The organism is Streptomyces sp. NPDC049627 (genome assembly GCF_044465645.1).
Classification (GTDB): domain Bacteria; phylum Actinomycetota; class Actinomycetes; order Streptomycetales; family Streptomycetaceae; genus Streptomyces.
Window position 1 is genome coordinate 289,611 of record NZ_JBITLW010000009.1, and the last position, 19,556, is coordinate 309,166.

Below are 19,556 nucleotides of genomic sequence, written 5' to 3' on the forward strand. Positions count from 1 at the left end.
CTGTGTCCCTCGGTCTCTCCGTACTCGGCCTGCTCCTCGGCCTGTTCAATCTCCTTCTCCTGTACGGCGTCATCCGCCGGCTCAAAGAGATCGAGGCCCGCCCGGCCGACGCGGCGCCCGCCCCGGTCACCGGCATCACCGACGCCCACCGGATGACCGCCGGCGCCATGGTGGACGTACCGGACGGCACCCGGCCCACGCTCGTCGCCTTCTTCGCACCGGGCTGCGAGCCCTGCGAGCAGTTGCTGCCGCTGGTCGTCACGAGCGCCATGGACGAGCCCGGGGGCAGCGACCGTGTCGTCGCCGTCCTCTCCGAGGGCACCGACGACGACAACGCGCGCTTCAGGAAGGCCCTGGAACCGGTGGCCCGGGTCATCGTCGGCGCCCCGAAGGATCCCTGGGTCGAGCCGTGGATCACCACGTTCCGGGTGGACGGGCTGCCCCTGGTCTGCGGTCTCGACGACACCGGCGACGGTGTGGCGATCCGCTGGTCGGCGGTGAGCGCGCCGGAGCTCATCGCCAAAGCGGGGATCGTGGGCCGGCCGGTCGTATGACGCACCCGGCACAGGACCAGGCACAGCCCCCCGTGTCCCGGCCCCGGGTCGCGGCCACGGCGCTGCGACTCGCGCTCGGCGCGCACCGCCGTGCCCTCGCGGCGACCCTGCTGCTCGCCGTCGTCGAGGCCACCGGCCCGGTCGTGGTGGCCTGGCTGACCAAGCGGCTGATCGACTCGCTCACCGGGCACGGGGCGCGCGAGGTCACCGCGACCGCCGCGGCTCTGGCCGCGATCGGCGTGCTGCTCGCGCTCCTGCCGTACGTCGACGATCTCTGCCAGGGCGTGCTCACCCGGGCCGTGGCGCTGACCGCGCAGGACCGGCTGTTCCGTGCGGTCAACGCCCACCCGGGCCTGGACCTCTACGAGGATCCGGTACGGCTCGACCGGCTCCGGCTCGCCCAGCAGTCCGGCCAGGACACCCCCGTACAGCTGGTGCAGTGCGCGCTGATCGTGCTGCGGGCGGGGTGGACGCTGGTGGGGTTCGCCGGGGTGCTGGCCGCCGTCAGTCCGGTCCTCGCGGGACTGGTGCTGCTCGGTGCCGTACCGAAGCTGGTCGCGGAGCTGCGGCTGGCCCGGGCGACGGCCGCGGCGTTCGCGGGCGTCACGGCCGGCGAGCGCCGCGAGGCGTTCTTCTCGACGCTGCTCGGCGGTACGACGGCGGCCAAGGAGATACGGCTGTTCGGCATCGGGGATGTGCTGCGGGAGCGCATGCTCGTCGAGCGGCGGGCCGTCAACCGGATCCGGCACCGGCTCGACGTGCGCCGTCTGAGCGTCAATTCCCTGCCCACTCTTCTCGCTTCGGGCATCGCGGGCGGGGGACTGCTGTGGGCCGTGGGACGGGTGTCGGCCGGGACCCTGACCGTCGGGGACCTGTCCGTGTTCCTCGCGGCGTTGGCCTCGGTCCAGGGCGGACTCGGCTCGGCGGTCACGGCGGTGGCCAACGGCCATCAGCATCTGCTGGTGTTCGCCGAGTACGTGGCCGTGGCCGAGGGCGGCGCACGGCCCGGCCCGGCGCGGCGGGTCGCGGGCCCCCTGCGCGACCGGATCGTCCTCGACGACGTGTGGTTCCGTTATGCCCCGGATCTGCCGTGGGTGCTGCGGGGCGTGACGCTGACGGTACGCGCCGGGGAGAGCGTGGGTCTCGTCGGCGTGAACGGGGCCGGCAAGAGCACGCTGGTCAAACTGCTCTGCCGGTTCTACGACCCCGAACGGGGGCGGATCCTGTGGGACGGGACGGATCTGCGGGAGTTCACGCCCGAGTCGCTGCGGGACCGGCTCAGTGTCGTCTTCCAGGACTTCGTCGCGTACGAGATGACGGCGGCGGAGAACATCGCGCTCGGCGATCCGGCGGTGGCCGTTCGCGCTCCCGACGGCGCACCCGGCCCGGAGGTCGTCGAGGCCGCGCGCGAGGCGGGTGTGCACCAGGTCCTCGCGGGTCTCCCGGCCGGGTACGACACGATGCTGACCCGGGGGTTCTTCGGGGCCAACGACCGGGACAGCGGTGTCGTGCTCTCCGGCGGACAGTGGCAACGGGTCGCACTGGCCCGGGCGTTGCTGCGGGCGGACCGGGACCTGTTCGTGCTTGATGAACCGACGTCAGGGCTCGATCCGGATGCTCAGGCCGAGGTGGCCGGTGTGATCCGGGGGTTGGGGCGGGGACGGGCCCGGCTGCTGATCTCGCACCGGCTCAGCGAGGTTCGTTCCGCGGACCGGATCGTGCTCCTCGACGGGGGTGCGGTGCGGGAGGAGGGATCGCATGAGGAGCTGATGAGGTTGCCGTCGGGACGGTACGCCGAGCTGTTCCGGGGGCAGGCGGCGGGGTTCTGGGAGGACTCGCCGGGGACGGAGCAGGAGGTGGCGGGGGCTGCGGGGGGCGGACCCGGCCGGGAGCAGGAGGTCGCGGGGTGAGGCGGGTGCTCGGCAGGTGGCTGATGCTCGTGACCGTCCGGGGGCACAGCATGGAGCCCGGCCTGCGGGACGGGGCGGTGGTCCTGGCCCGTCGGATCGGAGGCCGTACGGACGCAGGCGGGCGGCTTCCGGGGCGGCGCGGTGGCTCGGCGGGCCGACGGTTGCGCGTGGGCCAGGTGGTCGTCCTGCCGGTGCAGCTGCCGGACGGCGCCCGTGTGGTGGGGCCGGTCGCGGACGGGGACGGGCTGTGGGTGAAACGGGTCGCGGCGTTGCCGGGCGACCCGGTTCCGGCCGGGGTCCCCGGGTGTCCGGGCCGGGTGCCGCCCGGGCGGATGGCGGTGCTCGGCGACAACGCGGCGTTGAGCACCGACTCGCGGACCGTCGGCCTCGTACCCGTGGACGTGGTGGTCGCGGTGGTGCTCGGCACAAAGGCCCGGCCCCCCGCCGCGGGGTGCGACGAGGGGCCGGGCGCGACGGATGCCGCGGCGAGGCACCTGGGACAGCGGGAACCGCGTCAGTAACAGCAGGAGTAGAGCGTCCACGCGGTGCAGTTCGTGCCCGGCGACTGGCAGGTGCGGCGCCAGTTCCCCTTGGCGGAGGGGTACTGGGGACCGCAGCTCGTGTCGCGGCGGCACCAGTACTCGGTGGTGCTCGCCTCGGCCTCGGCGCGCGGTACGAGCCGGCCGAGGACCGAGTCCGCGAGTCGGTTCAGAGTGCGCATGACCAAACCCCCAATCGTGGCCGTCGCCCGTCACGACGGCGTTCGTCCATGACGCTACGGGGACGGCATACGCCTGCCATACATCGCCGATACGCGGACCGCGTACGCCCCTCCGTCGGCCGCGCCCCGATCTCAGACCCCGCTGCCCGCCACCTCACCGAGGCGCCCGTCCCGCACCCGCAGCACGTCCGTGCAGCGTTCCGCCACCGCCATGTCATGCGTGGCCACCACCAGCGTGCAGCCGTACTCGGCGGCCAACTCCGCTACCAGGTCCATGAGTTGCTCTCCGGTCGCCGAGTCCAGGCTCCCGGTGGGTTCGTCGGCGAGCAGCAGCCGAGGCCGGGCGATCAGCGCCCGCGCCACCGCGACCCGCTGCTGCTGGCCGCCGGACAGCTGCGAGGGCAGCGCCGACTCCCGTCCCTGAAGGCCCACCGCCGCGAGCAGTTCGCGGGCGCGTGCGTCCCGGTCGAAGCCGGCCCTGCGGGGCAGCACGGGAGCCAGCACGTTGTCCAGCGCGCTCAGGCCCGGCAGCAGATGGAACCGCTGGAACACGAACCCCACCGTGCGCCGGTACGCGGCGGCGGCCCGCCGCCCCAGCGCGGTGACGTCCTGGCCGTCCACCCACACCCGTCCCGCATCGGCCCGTTCGATGGCCCCGATGAGGTGCAGCAGTGTGGATTTGCCGGATCCGGAGGCGCCGACGAGGGCGACGCGGTGTCCGGCCGGGATGTCCAGGCTGATGCCGTCGACGGCCTTGATCAGCCCGTCACCGGTGCCGAAGCTCTTGTGCAGGTCCTCCACCAGGACCGACGCACCGTCCCCCATCGTGTCCTCTCCCTCTCCGTGTCCCTGTCCGTCCTTCTTGGTTCATCCCTCTTCGGCCAGCGGCCCCGCCGGCGACCGCCGTACCGCGAGGCCGGCCGCGACGACGCTGCCCGCCACGGCCGCCACCACTCCCGCCGCCGCGACCACGCTCACCGCCACCGGCAGCCCCGCCGGAATCGAGCCGGTGAAGGCCACGGTCAGTGCGAGCCCCGACGCGGCGCCGGGCACCGCGCCCGCGACGGCGATCACCGCACCCTGCGCGACGACCAGTCGCATGACCTCGGTGTCGGCCCAGCCACAGGCCCGCAGCATGGCGAACTCCCCGTCCCGTTCACAGCTGTCGAGATAGAGGACATCGGCCAGGGCGAACACCCCCAGGGCCGCGGTGAGTACGGCCGCGGCCACATCGACCCCGCGCACCTCGAGGGAGACCGCCTCGCCGAGGAGCGTGCCCTGGACCTCGCCCTGGAACGTCCACATGACCGCCGTGACCAGGGAGACCGCGGCCACCCCCACCGCGAGCGCCAGCGCGCCGAGCACCGAACGGGACGGCGTACGCAGCGCCCCGCTCACCGCGAGCCCGAGCACCGTACGTCCGCGCCCGGCGCGCCGGGCCCGCCGCGGCCCGGCAACCCCGCCCCGCAGCGCCTGTGCGGGATACGGCCGACCCGCACGCATCGCCGGAAGCGCCCCGGCCAGCAGAGCCGTGGCCACCACCAGCGGTACCGCCAACAGCGCGCGCCCCACGGTGACGTCGAGGCCGAAGGCCCAGCCCAGCGGAAACGAGGCCCCGGCCCCGGCGGCCCCCGCCACGGCTGCCACCAGGGCGACCTCACCGAGGACGAGTCCCGCGAGGCGGGCGCCCGTCCAGCCGGTGCAGGCGAGGACGGCCAGTTCGCGCTGCCGGGTGCGTACGGAGGCGGCCACGGCGTTGCCGAGGAACAGCGCGCACACGCCGAGTACCAGGCCGAAGAGCAGCACACTCTTGCGGTCGGCGGCCTCGACGAGTGCGACGGCCGTGCCCTTGGCGGTCCAGTTCTCCGTCAGCGCGAGCGCGGGCCGCCCGAACTTGCCCTTTCCCAGTGCCACTTGCTGCGGCGCCGGCGAGGAACCTGCCGTGATGTCCACGTCGAGCCCGGTGCGGGTGGTGATCGCCTCGGCGACCGCGCGAATACGCTCCCGGGACGCCTTGTCCGTTCCGTGCACACCGGCGACCCTGACCCGCACCGCGGAGATCGGGTCCTTCGCATGCGGGGAGTCGGGGCCGGTGACGGCCTGAACCGACTGGAGGGTGGTGAGCAGTTGCGGCGGGGTGGCGAGGTAGCCGCCCGGGTTGCTGTTGGGGGCGAGCGCCTGGCCGCCGAGTGCGGCGCGGGCGGCCTCGTCGGCGGCACGGGCGGCGGGCGGCCGATAGGTCTCCAGGGGCACTTCGGACAGTTTCGAGAAGCCCTTCAGGCGCTCGACGGCGTAGGTGCCGACCACCTTGAACTGCGGGAAGTGGTCCTGGCTCGCGTCGGTTCCGGGCAGCCTGGTCACCGGCCGGAACGCGGTGTCCTGAACGAACCACGCCGGCAGATCACCGCCGTACGTCGATTGCCGCCACAGCTCGGCGCTGTCCGACGCGACGGGCGCGGGCCGCAGCACTCCCCCGCCGGACGCATAGCGGGGGGCTCCGGACTGGAGGACGACGAAGGGGTTGACGTCGATCGTGCCGTCCGCGACCGACCGCCGGAACACGGTGTCGGCGTCGGCGCGCGTGGTCGCCCCGGGGCTGACGGGCAGCCCGGCCAGCAGACCGCGCAGTTCCTTCCCGCCACGCCCGGAGAGCTTCGGAAGCGCTCCCGTGACGCGTGAGACCGACGTGCTCAACTGCTCGTCCAGATAGGGCCGGTCGGTACTGATCAGCGGGATGTCCTCGGACCGCGACCCGCCCTGCGCGTCCATGGCGGGCTTCTCACCGTCCTTCAGATACCGGCCGGAGGCCATCGCCCGGTCCACCCCGACCAGCCGGGCCTCCTGCTCGGGATCGACGGCGGCGAGCAGCAGCGTCATCGACCAGTCGATGTCGACCACCGCACGGCGGGAGGTGGTGCGGTTGTGCACGTCCGTCCCGCTGGTGAAGGTGCCGTCCGCATGCCGCCGCACGACGACGAGTTCGCTGCGCTGGGCGGGGTCGAGCTGGTCATTGACCGCGCCACCGTCGGACGAGGAGACCGTACGAAGGGCACACAGCGGCTCGAACTTCCCCCCGGGCAGCACCTCCAGCGGAGGCATCTCACCCTCGTCGCAGGGGCTGTCTCCCTGGCTCAGCGCGTCACCGGCCTCGGTCAGGTGCCGTCCGCGGTACGTGTACAGACTCCTCCAGCTCGAGTCCTTGGCCGTCGATGCGGCATCCGGCAGCACGACCGGGTTGCTGGTGACATAGACGTACACCGAACCCGGGTCCTGGGCCTTGCTCAGCGACCGGTCCGTGGTCCAGGTATTGCGCAGCCGCAACAGCTGCCGGTCGGCCGCGGGGTCGAGCTGCCCGGTCACATCGACCTGGGCGTGCGTCCCGGCCTGCACATAGCCGAGCATCGCCACAGGAGCGGCGATCTCCACCCCGCGCAGGCCGGCGATCTCCCGCCACTGACCGGGAGTTATCCCACCGAACTGCCCGGACAGGAAATTGGGCCGCACCTGCCCGACGGACTCCTCGCGCCCGGTCCGCGCACCGGCGGGCCGCACGAGAATGTCGTACGCGGCACGGAAGTTGGCGTCGGCGGACGCCTTCACCGTCAGCCGTGAGGTCTCCACGGACCCGGTCAGCAGGGTGAACCCGGCCGTGGCCACCAGCACACCGACCAGCAACGTCAGCGTCCGCACGGACTGCCTGCGCAGCTGACCGGTGATCATTCCCCACATGGCGCCTCCATCGGCGCCACGCTAGGGAGCGGCCATACATGGGCGATACACGACGCCGGCAGCGAGCACGGCCTTCACGGGGTGCCGGTCGGGCTCAGCCCCGGACGGTGACCCCGAAGCGGGTGCGCATCCGCCGCATCTCCCACAGCGAGACGGCCGTCACCGACAGCGGGCCGCCCAGCAGGGAGCAGAACTGGAACACCGGCGGGCCCTTCGGCATGCCGCTGTCGATCAGGTTGAAGATCGCGAGCACCCACACCAGGACTCCGGTGATCACCGGCGGCAGCATCGGGTGGACGTGGGCGGTGTTGAAGGCGCTGCGGGCCGAGTACAGCGACGCCATGAAGAAGAAGGGAAACCCCCACACGATCACGGCCAGCGCCACGAGGGCGATGGCGTAGCCGAACCAGTCCCTCCGGTTGTCGAGTGCGCTCTGGGCCGCCACGTAGAGGACCCCCGCGATGACGACCACCGTCAGCACGTACCAGCCGACCGCCTTGAGCGGGGCGTGGAGCCGGGAGCGCAGCTGCGGCCGCAGGTGCGGGGGCGCGTAGAGGATGAACCCGAGGATGACCAGCGGTCCGGCGAGGATCAGCAGGACCGGGGTGATGACGAGGTTGGCGACGCTGTTCTCCCCCGCGTCCTGCCAGCGGTCCGCCTCCACGCCGTAGACCAGGACCAGTGCGAGGGTGGCGACGATGCCGAGCACCGTGCGGGCGGCTTGGACCCGGTCCACGGTGCGGTCCTCGATCCGGCCGTCGCCCTCCTGCACGAAGAGCCGGGTGGCGACGCGGTGTGCGGAGCGGATGACGGCGGCGACGAGGTAGGGCGCCGAGAAGAACCACAGGCGGCTGCGGCGGCGCCGAGCGGGGGCCGCGGGCGGGGGGCCGTAGGGGTATGGATTCGGGTACTGATTCGGATTCGGGTTCGGGTATGGATTCTGATTCGGATACGGGCTCGGAGCCGGTGCGGGCGGACCGTAGGGGCCGCCTTGCGGCTGACCGTACGGAGCGCCCCAGCCCTGGCCTCCGGGTCCGTTGCCGCCGGGTTGTCCCGGGCCGGTTCCTGGACCCCATCCCCCCGTTGCCATGCCTCTCCCGCCGTTGGTTTCAAGCCAGTTGCTGCGTCGCGTGGCGACTTCGCGGCAGTGTAGTTGCTCATGGGGCGCCCTCACCCCCCTCCGGCGAGGCACCGAGGCCTGTCAGGGCGCCCACCGGGTCGAGGTCGGGGGTGCCGCGGGGCCACCAGTCGTCGTGGCCCGGTTCCGACTCGTACGGATACCAGAGGCCGTCGCGGCCCAGGCGGAGCTGGACATGGCCGCGGGGGTGGGTGAGGCGGTTGCGCCAGGGGCGGAACGCGGGGAGGTCGGCCGCGAGAAGCAGGGGGCGGGCGCGGTCGAAGCGGCCGGCGGGCGGGTCCCAGGGGTCTTCGAGGACGGCGAGACCCTCCGGGCCGCCCTGGCGCCAGGCGGCGACCGCTCGCGCCAGCTCGGCGGGAGTGCGGTCGGCGGCGGAGGCGAGGGAGGAGTACAGCGCGCGGGTGGCGGCGGTGAGGCCGGAACCGGGGCGGGCGGCGGCGATCCGTACCGCGTCCTGCCACAGGGTCAGTTCGGCGACCGGGTCGCGCCCCGTGCTGAGCAGGGCGTGGGCGCGGGCGGCGGCGTCGGTCGCCAACTGGTCCAGTGCGAAGGGGTCGGGACCGCCCGGCGCCGCCGGGTAGACCGGGGGCTGTTCGGGATGGGCGGGTACCGGCAACGGGGCTGGGAGGGGCGGGAGTCGGCGCTCCAGCGCGAGGGCCTCGGTGGCCCGTACCCCCGGCAGCGGAGCCGGTCCCTGCTCCTGGGCGGCACGCGCGGCGCGGGCGGCGTTACGGCGGGAGAGAGCGTCGAGCAGCTCGCGTTCACCCCGGCCGCGCAGCAGGAGCAGCACGAAGGGGTCGGCGTCCAGCAGGCGTGCGGTCTGGTAGCACAGGGCGGCGGCGTGCTTGCAGGGGTGGCCGCGGTCGGGGCAGCTGCAGTGGGGGTCGAGGTCGCCGGGGCCGGGCAGGAGAGGGACGCCGCAGTCGGCGAGCGACTGGGGCATCTCCTTGTCGAGCAACGCGGCGATGTGGCCCGGCCTGTCGGCAGCGGCGTCCAGGAACCGCGCCCAGTCGGCGTCGTCGAGCGTCCGCAACCGCACCTGCACGCGGTACGGCCGCGGCCGGCTGCCCCGCACATACGCCAGGACGAGCCCCGGCGTCACCGTGATGGCCTCGACGTGCCCCTGCTCCGCGTAACCGCGTCCACGGGCGAGCCGCTTGGGATCGAGGGCACCCTCTTCCAGGGCCGTCACCCAGGCGTTCCCCCACCAGGTCTGGGCGAAGGGGGCGTCGTCCGACGACTGGGGCGATACGACGGGGAAGGCCGGGAAAGTGCGGCGGAGTTCACCGTCACGCCCCGGAGCCGCCATGGAGCGGGGCACGCGCGGAGTCGCGGCCGCGGGTGTGGTCGTGGGTGTGGTCGTGGGTCCTGTGTCGGTGAGGGGCGCGGGTGAGGGGTCGGGGCGTGTGGGCTCGGGGGGCGAGGAGTGGGTGTCCGCGGACGCTGCGGGCGCCGGGTGCGCCGAGAACTCCCGGGCCGCCGAAGACGCCGAGGACGGTGCGGAGGACGAGCCCGAGATGTCGGAGGCGCGCGACGCCCGTGGCGAGGAACCGGCGCCCTTGGGTGCCGAGGACGACGGTGGGTTCCGGCGCGGCCGAGCTGGAGCAGGCGTCGACGGGTCGTCTCGGTCCGGCGCGTCGTCCTCCGGCATCCGGAACGCGCCCGCGATCAGCTCCCGCACGGAACGCACCCGAAGATCGGCAGCGCGTCGCCGTACGCCGCTGCCGGCACCGGAACCGGCCGACGCCGGCCGCCCGGCCCCTGGCGTACCTTCAACTCCCCCACTCGTCTGGTGCGTCCGTGACTGCCGCGCCTCCTCACGGGCGGCCCGCAGCGCCTGGCGCGCGGCATCGGCGGGGCGGGCGCCGAGTCGACCCACCGCGGGATCATGGACGGCCGGTGCGGCCGTCTCGGCCCCTTCCGAGGGGTCCGCACCGGAGGCACCATCTGCACGGGAAGCACCGGAGGCACGGTAAGCACCGGCCGACGCCTCTCGCTCCCCGCCGCCCCCACCCGTCGACGTGCCGCCGGTCGATGCGGACGCCCCGGCCTCGGAGCCCGCAGCCTCCTTGCGTCCGTCCCCGGCCTCCGCCGGATCGCCCCGCCTGGCGGTCACCGCGCGCCGCAGCGCCGCCCGGGCCGCGTCGCCCGGTCGAGGTTCCGGGCGCGTGGGCCCGTCCGGTCGCGTCTCCTCCGGCTGTGGCTCCTCCTGCTGTGGCTCCTCCTGCCCGGGCGTCTCGGGCTCGGACACCGGGCTCGCCGGATCGCCCGGCCCCCGCCCATGACTCACGCCGCTCCCCGGCACGCCTTCCCGCCGGTCCCGCGCAGCCCGAAGGGCCCGGCGGGCCGCGTCGGCCGGTCGAGGTTCACCGAACCCCGCAGCCTCGCCACCGGCCGCACTCCCCCGCTCCACCGGCACGGTCATGATTCCCTCCGCAACGACACGAGGTCCGACAGCTCACGGTCCGTCAGTTCCGTGAGGGCCGACTCGCCGGAGCCGAGGATCGCGTCGGCCAGGGCCCGCTTGGACTCGAGCATCTCCGCGATGCGGTCCTCGACCGTGCCCTCGGTGATGAGGCGGTGGACCTGCACGGGCTGGGTCTGGCCGATGCGGTAGGCACGGTCGGTGGCCTGTTCCTCCACGGCCGGGTTCCACCAGCGGTCGAAGTGGACGACATGGCCCGCGCGGGTCAGGTTGAGGCCGGTGCCCGCCGCCTTCAGGGAGAGGACCAGGACGGGCGTCGTGCCGCTCTGGAAGCGGTCCACCATGCGCTCGCGGTCCGGGACCGGCGTGCCGCCGTGCAGCAGGTCCACCGGGACCGCACGGGCGGCGAGGTGGGAGGCGATCAGGCGGGCCATCCCCACGTACTGCGTGAAGACCAGCGCCGAGCCGTCCTCGGCCAGCAGCGTGTCCAGGAGTTCGTCCAGCAGCGTCAGCTTGCCGGAGCGGGCGGCCAGTCGCTCGGTGGCCGCCGCCGCGTCCTCCTTCAGGTACAGCGCGGGGTGGTCGCAGATCTGCTTGAGGGAGGTGAGGAGCTTGAGGACCATGCCCCTGCGGGCCATGCCCTCCGCCGTCTCGATGGCGAGCATCGACTCACGCACCACCGCCTCGTAGAGCGCCGCCTGTTCACGGGTGAGCGGGACCGGGTGGTCCGTCTCCGTCTTGGGCGGCAGTTCCGGGACGATCCCGGGGTCCGACTTCTTGCGGCGCAGGAGGAACGGGCGGACCAGGCGGGCCAGCCGGTCCACCGCCTCGTCGTCCTCGCCGTTCTCCACCACGCGCGCGTGCCGGGCGCGGAACGACTTCAGGGGGCCGAGCAGGCCCGGTGTCGTCCAGTCGAGCAGGGCCCAGAGCTCGGACAGGTTGTTCTCGACCGGTGTGCCGGTCAGCGCCACGCGCGCGGGCGTCGGGATGGTGCGCAGGGCCTTCGCCGTCGCCGAGTACGGGTTCTTGACGTGCTGCGCCTCGTCGGCGACGACCATGCCCCAGGAGTGCTGGGCCAGCGTCGGCGCCGCCGAGCGCATCGTGCCGTACGTCGTGAGGACGAAGCCGGCGTCCATGTCCTCCAGGGTGCGGTCCGGGCCGTGGAAGCGGCGGACGGGGACGCCGGGCGCGAAACGGGTGATCTCCCGCTGCCAGTTGCCGAGGAGCGAGGCCGGGCAGACCACCAGGGTCGGGGCCGTCCGGGCGCGCTTGAGGTGCAGGGCGATGACCGTGATCGTCTTGCCGAGCCCCATGTCGTCCGCGAGGCAGCCGCCGAGGCCCAGGGAGGTCATGAGGTCCAGCCAGGCCAGACCCCGGAGTTGGTAGTCCCTCAGCGTCGCCCGCAGTCCCGGCGGCGGTTCGGCCGGGCGCACCCCCGCCGTCAGCCGGTCACGCAGGGCGGCCAGGGCACCGACCGGCACGGCCTCGACCGTCTCGCCGTCGACCTCGGCACTGCCGGTCAGGGCGACGGACAGCGCGTCCACCGGGTCGAGCAGGCCCAGTTCGCGCTTGCGGGCCTTGCGGACGAGGGCCGGGTCGACGAGCACCCAGCGGTCCCGCAGCCGGACCACCGGGCGGTGCGCCTCCGCGAGCGCGTCCATCTCGCCCTCGGTGAGCGGGTCGCCGCCGATCGCCAACTGCCAGCGGAACTGGAGCAGTTCCTCGCTCTCGAAGAAACCGGTGCCGTCGGTCGCCGAGCCGGGAGCGGGTCGCACGACGGCCGCCGCGCTGAGGTCCTGCGCGAGGTCCCGGGGCCAGTGCACCGCCACCCCGGCCGCCGCGAGCCGGGTCGCCGCCACGCCCAGCAGGTCGCCCAACTCCTCGTCGGACAGGGCCAGCACGTCGGGCACGTCCTGCTCGGACAGCCGGTCAAGCGGGGCCCACACCCGTGCCGCACGCCGCACGGCGAGCGCCGCGTCCACCTGCGCACGGGGTCCGAACGCCGCGTCCGCCTCGCCGGACCACAGGGCGGCCGCGTCGGCCACGAGGGTGGGGTCGGCGAGGCTGTGCACCTGGACGATCGCCGCCCCGGCGCTGCGCACACCGTCGCCGCCGTCGTCGAAGAGGTCGTACGCCGACAGGTCCAGGCGGAGCGAGATGCGCACGCCCGCGTCCATGCCGGCGGCGACCTCGGCCGCCCAGTCGTGGGCGTCGGGCAGGCGCTGGGCCTCGCGGGCGGCGAAGGGCTTGCCCGAGGCGTGCGCAGCGGCGGGCGTGCGGGGCAGGGTGTCGGCGACGGCGTCCAGGAAGGAACGCATCAGCGCCTCCGGCTCGGGCAGCCGCAGGGGGCCCGAGCCGGTCAGCGGGACCGCATGTCCTTCGTACGGCAGGGCTGCGGCGACCGCTCGCAGATGCGCGATGTCGTCCGGGTCGAGCGGGCCGGCCCGCCAGGCGTCGTGGCCGGTGGGGGTGAGGCCGGGCAGCAGTCGGCCGCGGGCGGTGAGCCGCAGCGCGTGCAGGGCGGCGGCGCCCCAGCAGGCGGTCGCGGGGTGGGCGGCCGGGTCGCGCCGGGCGCGCACGAGCAGCGGCAGCGCCTCGCCGAGCGGCAACGACAGCGCGGGGGTGGTCCGGCGGCGGACTCCGGCGCCATGGCGGCGTACGACAGTGAGCTCCGTGTCTCCGTCGGGCAGCGGGCCGCCCTCCGGATCCCAGAAGGCCATCCGCCCCTCGCGGGGGAGGGACGCGGGCAGGAAGACCGCCGCGAGCCGGGCGGGGACGGCCTCCCCCGCGCGCTCGTCCACCGCGGTGCCGGCGCTGTGCGCGGCCCTGTCGCTCATACGTCCTGTCACCTCCCGCCCGTGAGTCGGATCAACCGTCTTCGACTCTACGGGCGGGGTCTGACAATCGGCCCCGGCGGCCGGTCCGGGCCGGGTGCGCCGGGAGGGTCGTCAGGGGACCGTGCGCGAGACGACGTACACGAACGGATTCTCCGGGTCGGCCATGCTCACCACGATGTCGTGCGTGGGAGCCGGGTTCTTCTGCTCGTGGACGACGCCGTACCAGGGGCCGGGGCCCTTGAAGTCCCAGCCGGTGATCTTCTGGTCCCGGGCGCCGATGGTGATGTCGTCCGGCTTCAGGTCGTTCCGGCCGAGGCCCATGGTCCCCAGGTAGGCGTCCAGGTTCTCGGCGGTGGTCTGGAACTGGACGTAGAGACGGCTGGTCCGCCAGTTGTTCGTCTCGTAGTACCCGACGTTGTACGCCGGAACCGGGATCGTCACCTGGTAGACGCGGCGCTGGACTCTCGACGGCCAGTGGGGGGTGAGGCCGGTCGCGGAGTACTTCTCCTCCTTGTCCTTGCCGCTTTCGCGGCTCTGGTTGGCGGAGATCACCAGATAACCGGCGGGCACGCCGATGAGCAGCACGATGATGAGCAGGGTGAGCGCCCTGCGGCGGATCATGTGGCGACGGTCCTCGGTCGGCTCCTGGGGCTCGTCCGGGGAGTCCGCCTGGCGGGGTACGGTCACGGTCACGCCGACCCCTGGGACGACCTGCGGGCCTCCGCGAACCGCGCATAGCGCTCGTAGCGCTCGACCCGGCGCCGGTTGGCGCGGCGGAAGCGGCGGGCGACCAGTCGGGCCAGGTCGGCGGCGCCGACCATGCCGGCCTCGGGGCCGAGCTGGGCCCGGGTGATGCGGGCCTCGGGGCGGTAGCCGCGGCCGGTGAGGTGGCGCTTGAAGGCGTCCCGCGCGGGACCGATCAGCAGGTCGTCCGCGGCCGACACACCGCCTCCGATGACGAAGCAGGACGGGTCCAGGGCGGCCGCGAGGTTGGCGATGCCGACGCCGAGCCACTGGCCGATGTCCTGCAGCAGCTCGATGCACATCGCGTCGCCCTCGCGGGCCAGCTCCGTGATCATCGGGCCGGTGATGTCGCCGATCTGGCCCTTGACGTGCTCGATGATCCCGTACGCCACCGGCGAGTCGGCGGCGGCCAGCTCCTTGGCCTCCCGCACCAGCGCGTTGCCGGAGCTGTACTGCTCCCAGCAGCCGCGGTTGCCGCACGGGCAGCGGTGGCCGCCGGGGACCACCTGCATGTGCCCGAACTCCCCCGCGACGCCGTACTTGCCTCGCTTGACCTGCCCGTCCTCCAGGATCGCGCCACCGATGCCGGTGCCCAGCGTGATCATGACGAGGTGGTCCTCGCCACGGCCGGCACCGAAGCGCCACTCGGCCCAGGCGGCCGAGTTGGCGTCGTTGTCGACCAGGACGGGTACGGCGAGCCGGCCGGCCAGACGGTCCCTGAGGGGCTCGTTGCGCCAGGACAGGTGGGGCGCGAACAGGACGCGGTTGCGGTCGGCGTCGACCCAGCCGGCCGCGCCGATGCCGACGGCGTGGACGTCGTGGCGGTCGGACAGGTCCAGGACCAGCTCGACGATCGTGTCCTCGACGACCTTCGGGCTCTTGGACTTGTCCGGGGTCTCCGTGCGGAGCTTCTCCAGGATGTTGCCGTCGGCGTCCACGACGCCCGCCATCACCTTGGTGCCGCCGATGTCGATGCCGACCGTTGGCACACGGGGGGCCGACAGGTGTGAGCGGCGCTCTCTGGGGCCCACGGTGCGGAGCACGGGGGCTCGCCTTGAGCCGATGGGGGCGGTGAAGTCGCGGTAGGTGCTCATCAGGCCCGATTCTGCCTCACGGCCGAGACGGGTGCCGTACCGGGAAACAATGGGGTGGTTCATGTCATACGCCGCCTGCGGGCCGTTTGTCGTTGTTCGCGCCCACGCGGCGGAGCCGCACGTCGATACAGCCCCGCGCCGCGTGAGCGGCGTTGCAGTCCACGGACGCCTAATTGTCCTGACATTGCAACGTACCGTACGGTCAGTTCACGACCGTACGAGCAGCTGGAACTCGAACGAATAGCGGCTCGGCCGGTACGTGTGCGTGCCGTACTCGACCGCCCTGCCCGTGTCGTCGAACGTCACCCGCTGCATCGTGAGCAGGGGGGCGCCCTCCTCCTCCGCGAGGCGCTCGGCTTCCGCGGCGGTGGCCGCGCGGGCGCCGATGGTCTGGCGGGCGCTGTGCAGGGTGATTCCTGCGGCGCGCATCAGGCGGTACAGGCCGGTGGCCTCCAGCTGTGCGGTGTCCAGGTCGATCAGGGCGGGCGGCAGGAAGTTGCACAGGTACGCCATCGGCTCGCCGTGCGCGAGGCGCAGCCGCTCGATGCGGTGCACGTCGCTGTCCTCGGCCACCCCGAGAGCCGCCGCGACCTCGGCGGACGCCGGGACGACGGTGTTGACGAGCACCCTGGTCGCCGGGCGCTGGCCGGCCGACTCGAGGTCGTCATAGAGGCTGCTGAGCTCCAGCGGCCGCTTGACCTGGCTGTGCACGACCTGCGTCCCCACGCCTCGGCGGCGCACCAGCAGGCCCTTGTCGACCAGCGACTGGATGGCCTGGCGAACGGTCGGCCGGGACAGGCCGAGGCGTGCGGCGAGTTCGATCTCGTTGCCCAGCAGGCTGCCGGGGGTGAGCGCTCCGTGCTCGATCGCGGCCTCGAGCTGCTGGGACAGCTGGAAGTACAACGGCACCGGACTGCTCCGGTCCACACTGAGCTCGAGTTCCACGGTCGGGTCCACTTCTGGTTTCGGCACGGGCCGAGCGTAGCTCTACGCGTTGTTGACGGGAAGTCGTGTAGTTTGATTGTCCGGACATACGCATTGACAGCTTACGCACTGAACCCCCACTTTGTTTCCATGCGCATCGGGGTCATCGGTACGGGCCGCATCGGCACGATTCACGCCCACACGCTCAGCCGCCACCGCGACGTCGGCTCGCTGATCCTCACGGACGCGGACGCCGCGCGCGCCCAGGCTCTGGCACACCGGCTGGGCGAGACGGCGGCGCCCGGAGTGGACGAGATCTTCCGGTGGGGCGTGGACGCTGTGGTGATCACCACAGCGACGTCGGCTCACGCCGAACTGATCGGTCGGGCAGCACGGTCCGGTCTTCCGGTGTTCTGCGAGAAGCCCATAGCGCTCGACCTGCCGGGCACACTGCACGCGATCGGCGAGGTGGAGACCGCCGGGACGATCCTGCAGATGGGCTTCCAGCGCCGCTTCGACGCGGGGTACGTGGGCGCGCGCGAGGCGGTGCGGTCCGGGCGGCTCGGGCGGTTGCACACCGTACGCGCACTGACCAGCGATCAGGAGCCGCCGCCGGCCGAGTGGCTGCCGCTGTCCGGCGGGCTGTACCGGGACACGCTGATCCACGACTTCGACGTGCTGCGCTGGGTGACGGGGCGCGAGGTCGTCGACGTGTACGCGGCCGGGGCGGACGCCGGGCCCGCGATGTTCCGTGAGGCGGGCGACGTCGACACGGCGGCGGTGGTGCTCACGCTGGACGGCGGCACGCTCGCCACGGCGACGGCGACGCGGCTGAACGGCGCCGGGTACGACGTCCGCATGGAACTCGCCGGGGAACTGGACCAGATCGTGGTGGGCCTCGACGACCGTACGCCGATCGCGTCCACCGAGCCGACCGGGCCGCCCGCGGCGGACAAGCCGTGGTCGGGGTTCCTGGAGCGGTTCGGGCCCGCGTACGAGGCGGAGTTGAACGCGTTCGTGGAGGTGGTGCGCGGGGAGCGGGCCAATCCCTGCGACGGGCGGGAGGCCCTGCAGGCCTTGCGGATCGCGGAGGCGTGCGAGCGGTCGCGGCACGAGCACAGACCGGTCGCGCTCGCGGAGATCGCGGGCGGGGGCGCGGCTACGACTCTGTGAGAACCGGACGCTACGCCCCGGCCGGACCCGACTCGACGCCCCGGCCGGACCCGACGCCCCTGCCGAATTCGACGCCCGTGCCCGACTCGACGCCCCGGCCGGACCCGACGCCTCCGCCGGACCCGACGCCCCTGCCGAATTCGACGCCCGTGCCGGACTCGACGCCCCGGCCGGACTCGCCCCCCGTGCCGGATCCGCCGGACCTGACGCCTCCGCCGGACCCGACGCCCGTGCCCGACTCGGCGCCCCGGCCGGACTCGACGCCTCGGCCGGACTCGCCCTCTGGTGCCGGACTCGCTCCCCGACCGGGCTCGACACCACCGGCCGTACTCGACAACCGCGTGCCCGGTCCGCTACCAGCGCACCGGCAGACTCCTCATCCCCCGGACCAGCATCCCCGGCAGCCACTCCCCCGGCGGGCCGTCCGGCGCGAGGCCGGGGGCGCGCTCCAGCAGGGACCGTATCGCCGTGCGGGCCTCCAGACGGGCCAGGGGGGCGCCCAGGCAGAAGTGGATGCCATGGCCGAAGGCGACGTGCCCTCGGGTGTCGCGGCGGATGTCGAAGGTGTCCGGAGCGGGATAGCGGCTCGCGTCCCGGTTGGCCGCAGTGAGGCCGACCATCACCGGTTCGCCCTTCTCGACGGGGACGCCTGCGATCTCCAAGGGCTCGGCCGCGTACCGAAACGACGCCGTCTCCACCGGGCCCTCGTGGCGCAGCATCTCCTCCACCGCACCGTCGAGGAGGGTCATGTCGGCGCGCAGCGCGGCGAGTTGGTCCGGGTGGATCAGCAGGGCGTGCACACCGCTGGTGATGAGGTTGACCGTCGTCTCGTGCCCGGCGATCAGCAGGATGAAGGCCATGCCCCGCAGTTCGTCCGGGGAGAGCCGGTCGCCGTCCTCGGCCGTGGTGCGGATCAGGTCGCTCAGCAGGTCATCGCCGGGACCGGCGCACCTCTTGTCCTCGATGAGGTCGGTGAAGTAGGTGCCGAGGCGGGTGAAGGCCTCTATCTCGTTGCCCGGGCTGGTGGGGGCGATCGCCTCCGTCGACATCTTGCGGAACTCCACGCGGTCCATCTCGGGCACGCCGAGCAGTTCGCAGATGACGGTGAGCGGCAGCGGGTGGGCGAGGGACTCCACGAGGTCGGCGCGGCCCTTCGGCAGCATGGCGTCGAGCAGGTCGTCGGTGAGCTGCTGGATCCTCGGCCGCAGCGCCTCCACGCGGCGCATCGTGAAGGCGCGCGAGACGAGCCCGCGCAGCCGGGCGTGCTGCGGCGGGTCGGTGGCCAGCAGGCTCTTCCCGATCAGCTCCTCGTCGAGCGACTTCAGGCCGATCTTGGTGCCGTCCTTGGACAGCCGAGGGTCGGCGAGCGCCGCGCGTGCCTCCTCGTGCCCGACGACGAGCCAGACCTCGGACTGCCAGCCGGGCAGCCGGACGCGGTGCACCGGGCCCCGCTCACGCAAGCGCGCGTACACCGGATGCGGGTTCTCGCGGAATCCCTCTCCGAACTCCCCCAGGTCGAGCACTTCGGCCATGTCACTCCCCCTCCGACACACCGACAACGCCCGGGCCCCCCGACTAGTGCCCGTCGCCCTCCACTTCCTCCAACAGCCCCGCGTCGTACGCCAACAGGGCGATCTGCACACGGTTGTTGAGGGCGAGCTTGGCCAGGATCCGGGAGACATGGGTCTTGACGGTGGCGACGCTCATGAAGAGCTCCGCGGCGATCTCGGCGTTGGACAGGCCCCGGCCCACCGCGACGGCGACCTCACGCTCACGGTCGTTGAGGGCGGCGAGCCGGTCACGCGCGCGTGTGCGGCGGGTGTCGGAGGCGGCGCCGGCCGCGTGGTCCATCAACTGGCGGGTCACCGTGGGTGAGAGGACCGGGTCACCGGCCGCGACGCGGCGCACCGCGTCGACGATCTCGGCGGGCGGGGTGTCCTTGAGCACGAACCCGGCGGCGCCGGCGCGCAGGGCGCGCAGCACCTGCTCGTCGGCGTGGAAGGTGGTCAGCAGCACCACCTGCGGGGCGTCCTTCCTGCCGCGCAGCCGCTCGGTGGCCGTGAGGCCGTCGACCGCCGGCATCCGGATGTCCATCAGGACCACGTCCGGGCGGACGCGGTCGACCAGCGTCTCGACCTCCGCGCCGTCGGCCGCCTCGCCGACGATCTCGATGTCCTCGGCGCCGCCCAGCATGAAGGACAGGCCGGCCCTGACCAACGGGTCGTCGTCGACGAGGAGGAGTCTGATCGCAGTCATGTGCCCCACGTAATCACGGTTGTACGGCGTGGATGTGCCGGACGGCCCGCA

Annotated in this window: 15 protein-coding genes; 4 read left to right on the forward strand and 11 right to left on the reverse strand. The window is 73.3% G+C overall.

The window, feature by feature from the left end:
• Positions 1–2: 2 nt before the first annotated feature.
• The 3 genes from ACIBU0_RS25620 to ACIBU0_RS25630 are packed head-to-tail and all read left to right on the forward strand — an operon-like array spanning position 3 to position 2,985.
• Entirely contained in the window at positions 3–554 is a 552-nt protein-coding gene (locus ACIBU0_RS25620; protein WP_398822282.1) for a hypothetical protein, read from the forward strand.
• Positions 551–2,464, forward strand: a complete 1,914-nt coding sequence (locus ACIBU0_RS25625; RefSeq protein ID WP_398822285.1) for an ABC transporter ATP-binding protein — start codon at positions 551–553, stop codon at positions 2,462–2,464. The genes ACIBU0_RS25620 and ACIBU0_RS25625 overlap by 4 nt, the downstream gene beginning before the upstream one ends.
• Positions 2,461–2,985, forward strand: a complete 525-nt coding sequence (locus tag ACIBU0_RS25630; protein WP_398822288.1) for a S26 family signal peptidase — start codon at positions 2,461–2,463, stop codon at positions 2,983–2,985. Before ACIBU0_RS25625 ends, ACIBU0_RS25630 begins: the two co-directional genes overlap by 4 nt.
• Here the strand turns inward: ACIBU0_RS25630 and ACIBU0_RS25635 are convergent.
• The 9 genes from ACIBU0_RS25635 to ACIBU0_RS25675 form a co-directional block, all read right to left on the reverse strand.
• Entirely contained in the window at positions 2,979–3,185 is a 207-nt protein-coding gene (locus ACIBU0_RS25635; RefSeq protein WP_398822290.1) for a hypothetical protein, read from the reverse strand. The genes ACIBU0_RS25630 and ACIBU0_RS25635 overlap by 7 nt on opposite strands.
• 132 nt (positions 3,186–3,317) lie before the next feature.
• On the reverse strand, positions 3,318–4,010 hold the full coding sequence (locus ACIBU0_RS25640) for an ABC transporter ATP-binding protein (protein WP_398822293.1): 693 nt from the start codon (positions 4,008–4,010) through the stop codon (positions 3,318–3,320).
• A gap of 42 nt (positions 4,011–4,052) precedes the next feature.
• Positions 4,053–6,914, reverse strand: a complete 2,862-nt coding sequence (locus tag ACIBU0_RS25645; protein ID WP_398822296.1) for an FtsX-like permease family protein — start codon at positions 6,912–6,914, stop codon at positions 4,053–4,055.
• A gap of 94 nt (positions 6,915–7,008) precedes the next feature.
• Positions 7,009–7,686 carry a hypothetical protein gene (locus ACIBU0_RS25650; RefSeq protein WP_398822298.1) on the reverse strand — a complete coding sequence of 226 codons (678 nt, stop codon included), beginning with the start codon at positions 7,684–7,686 and terminating at the stop codon, positions 7,009–7,011.
• 385 nt (positions 7,687–8,071) lie between these two features.
• Positions 8,072–10,477, reverse strand: coding sequence for an SWIM zinc finger family protein (locus ACIBU0_RS25655; RefSeq protein WP_398822300.1), 2,406 nt, complete (start codon positions 10,475–10,477; stop codon positions 8,072–8,074).
• On the reverse strand, positions 10,474–13,314 hold the full coding sequence (locus tag ACIBU0_RS25660) for a DEAD/DEAH box helicase (RefSeq protein ID WP_398822303.1): 2,841 nt from the start codon (positions 13,312–13,314) through the stop codon (positions 10,474–10,476). Before ACIBU0_RS25660 ends, ACIBU0_RS25655 begins: the two co-directional genes overlap by 4 nt.
• A 111-nt stretch (positions 13,315–13,425) precedes the next feature.
• Positions 13,426–14,007 carry a sugar kinase gene (locus ACIBU0_RS25665; protein WP_398822306.1) on the reverse strand — a complete coding sequence of 194 codons (582 nt, stop codon included), beginning with the start codon at positions 14,005–14,007 and terminating at the stop codon, positions 13,426–13,428.
• Positions 14,004–15,152: an ROK family glucokinase gene (locus tag ACIBU0_RS25670; RefSeq protein ID WP_398822309.1), complete on the reverse strand. Its 1,149-nt coding sequence runs from the start codon at positions 15,150–15,152 to the stop codon at positions 14,004–14,006. The genes ACIBU0_RS25665 and ACIBU0_RS25670 overlap by 4 nt, the downstream gene beginning before the upstream one ends.
• A 207-nt stretch (positions 15,153–15,359) precedes the next feature.
• On the reverse strand, positions 15,360–16,097 hold the full coding sequence (locus tag ACIBU0_RS25675; RefSeq protein WP_398822788.1) for a GntR family transcriptional regulator: 738 nt from the start codon (positions 16,095–16,097) through the stop codon (positions 15,360–15,362).
• 129 nt (positions 16,098–16,226) lie between these two features.
• Between ACIBU0_RS25675 and ACIBU0_RS25680 the strand changes: the two genes are divergently transcribed.
• Positions 16,227–17,249 (forward strand): Gfo/Idh/MocA family oxidoreductase, encoded by a 1,023-nt coding sequence (locus tag ACIBU0_RS25680; RefSeq protein WP_398822312.1) that lies wholly within the window; start codon positions 16,227–16,229, stop codon positions 17,247–17,249.
• A gap of 353 nt (positions 17,250–17,602) precedes the next feature.
• Here ACIBU0_RS25680 and ACIBU0_RS25685 read toward each other — a convergent pair whose 3' ends face one another.
• Together ACIBU0_RS25685 and ACIBU0_RS25690 are read right to left on the reverse strand one after the other, a co-directional pair.
• Positions 17,603–18,781, reverse strand: coding sequence for a cytochrome P450 (locus ACIBU0_RS25685; protein ID WP_398822315.1), 1,179 nt, complete (start codon positions 18,779–18,781; stop codon positions 17,603–17,605).
• 43 nt (positions 18,782–18,824) lie between these two features.
• Positions 18,825–19,505: a response regulator gene (locus tag ACIBU0_RS25690; RefSeq protein ID WP_398822318.1), complete on the reverse strand. Its 681-nt coding sequence runs from the start codon at positions 19,503–19,505 to the stop codon at positions 18,825–18,827.
• Positions 19,506–19,556: the final 51 nt, after the last annotated feature.

Excerpts from the sequence above, each read along its gene's own strand:
- ACIBU0_RS25625 (WP_398822285.1), top strand. The coding sequence starts at position 551 with ATGACGCACCCGGCACAGGACCAGGCACAGCCCCCCGTGTCCCGGCCC.
- ACIBU0_RS25635 (WP_398822290.1), bottom strand. The coding sequence starts at position 3,185 with ATGCGCACTCTGAACCGACTCGCGGACTCGGTCCTCGGCCGGCTCGTA.
- ACIBU0_RS25640 (WP_398822293.1), bottom strand. The coding sequence starts at position 4,010 with ATGGGGGACGGTGCGTCGGTCCTGGTGGAGGACCTGCACAAGAGCTTC.
- ACIBU0_RS25645 (WP_398822296.1), bottom strand. The coding sequence starts at position 6,914 with ATGTGGGGAATGATCACCGGTCAGCTGCGCAGGCAGTCCGTGCGGACG.
- ACIBU0_RS25655 (WP_398822300.1), bottom strand. The coding sequence starts at position 10,477 with ATGACCGTGCCGGTGGAGCGGGGGAGTGCGGCCGGTGGCGAGGCTGCG.
- ACIBU0_RS25660 (WP_398822303.1), bottom strand. The coding sequence starts at position 13,314 with ATGAGCGACAGGGCCGCGCACAGCGCCGGCACCGCGGTGGACGAGCGC.
- ACIBU0_RS25670 (WP_398822309.1), bottom strand. The coding sequence starts at position 15,152 with ATGAGCACCTACCGCGACTTCACCGCCCCCATCGGCTCAAGGCGAGCC.
- ACIBU0_RS25680 (WP_398822312.1), top strand. The coding sequence starts at position 16,227 with ATGCGCATCGGGGTCATCGGTACGGGCCGCATCGGCACGATTCACGCC.
- ACIBU0_RS25685 (WP_398822315.1), bottom strand. The coding sequence starts at position 18,781 with ATGGCCGAAGTGCTCGACCTGGGGGAGTTCGGAGAGGGATTCCGCGAG.
- ACIBU0_RS25690 (WP_398822318.1), bottom strand. The coding sequence starts at position 19,505 with ATGACTGCGATCAGACTCCTCCTCGTCGACGACGACCCGTTGGTCAGG.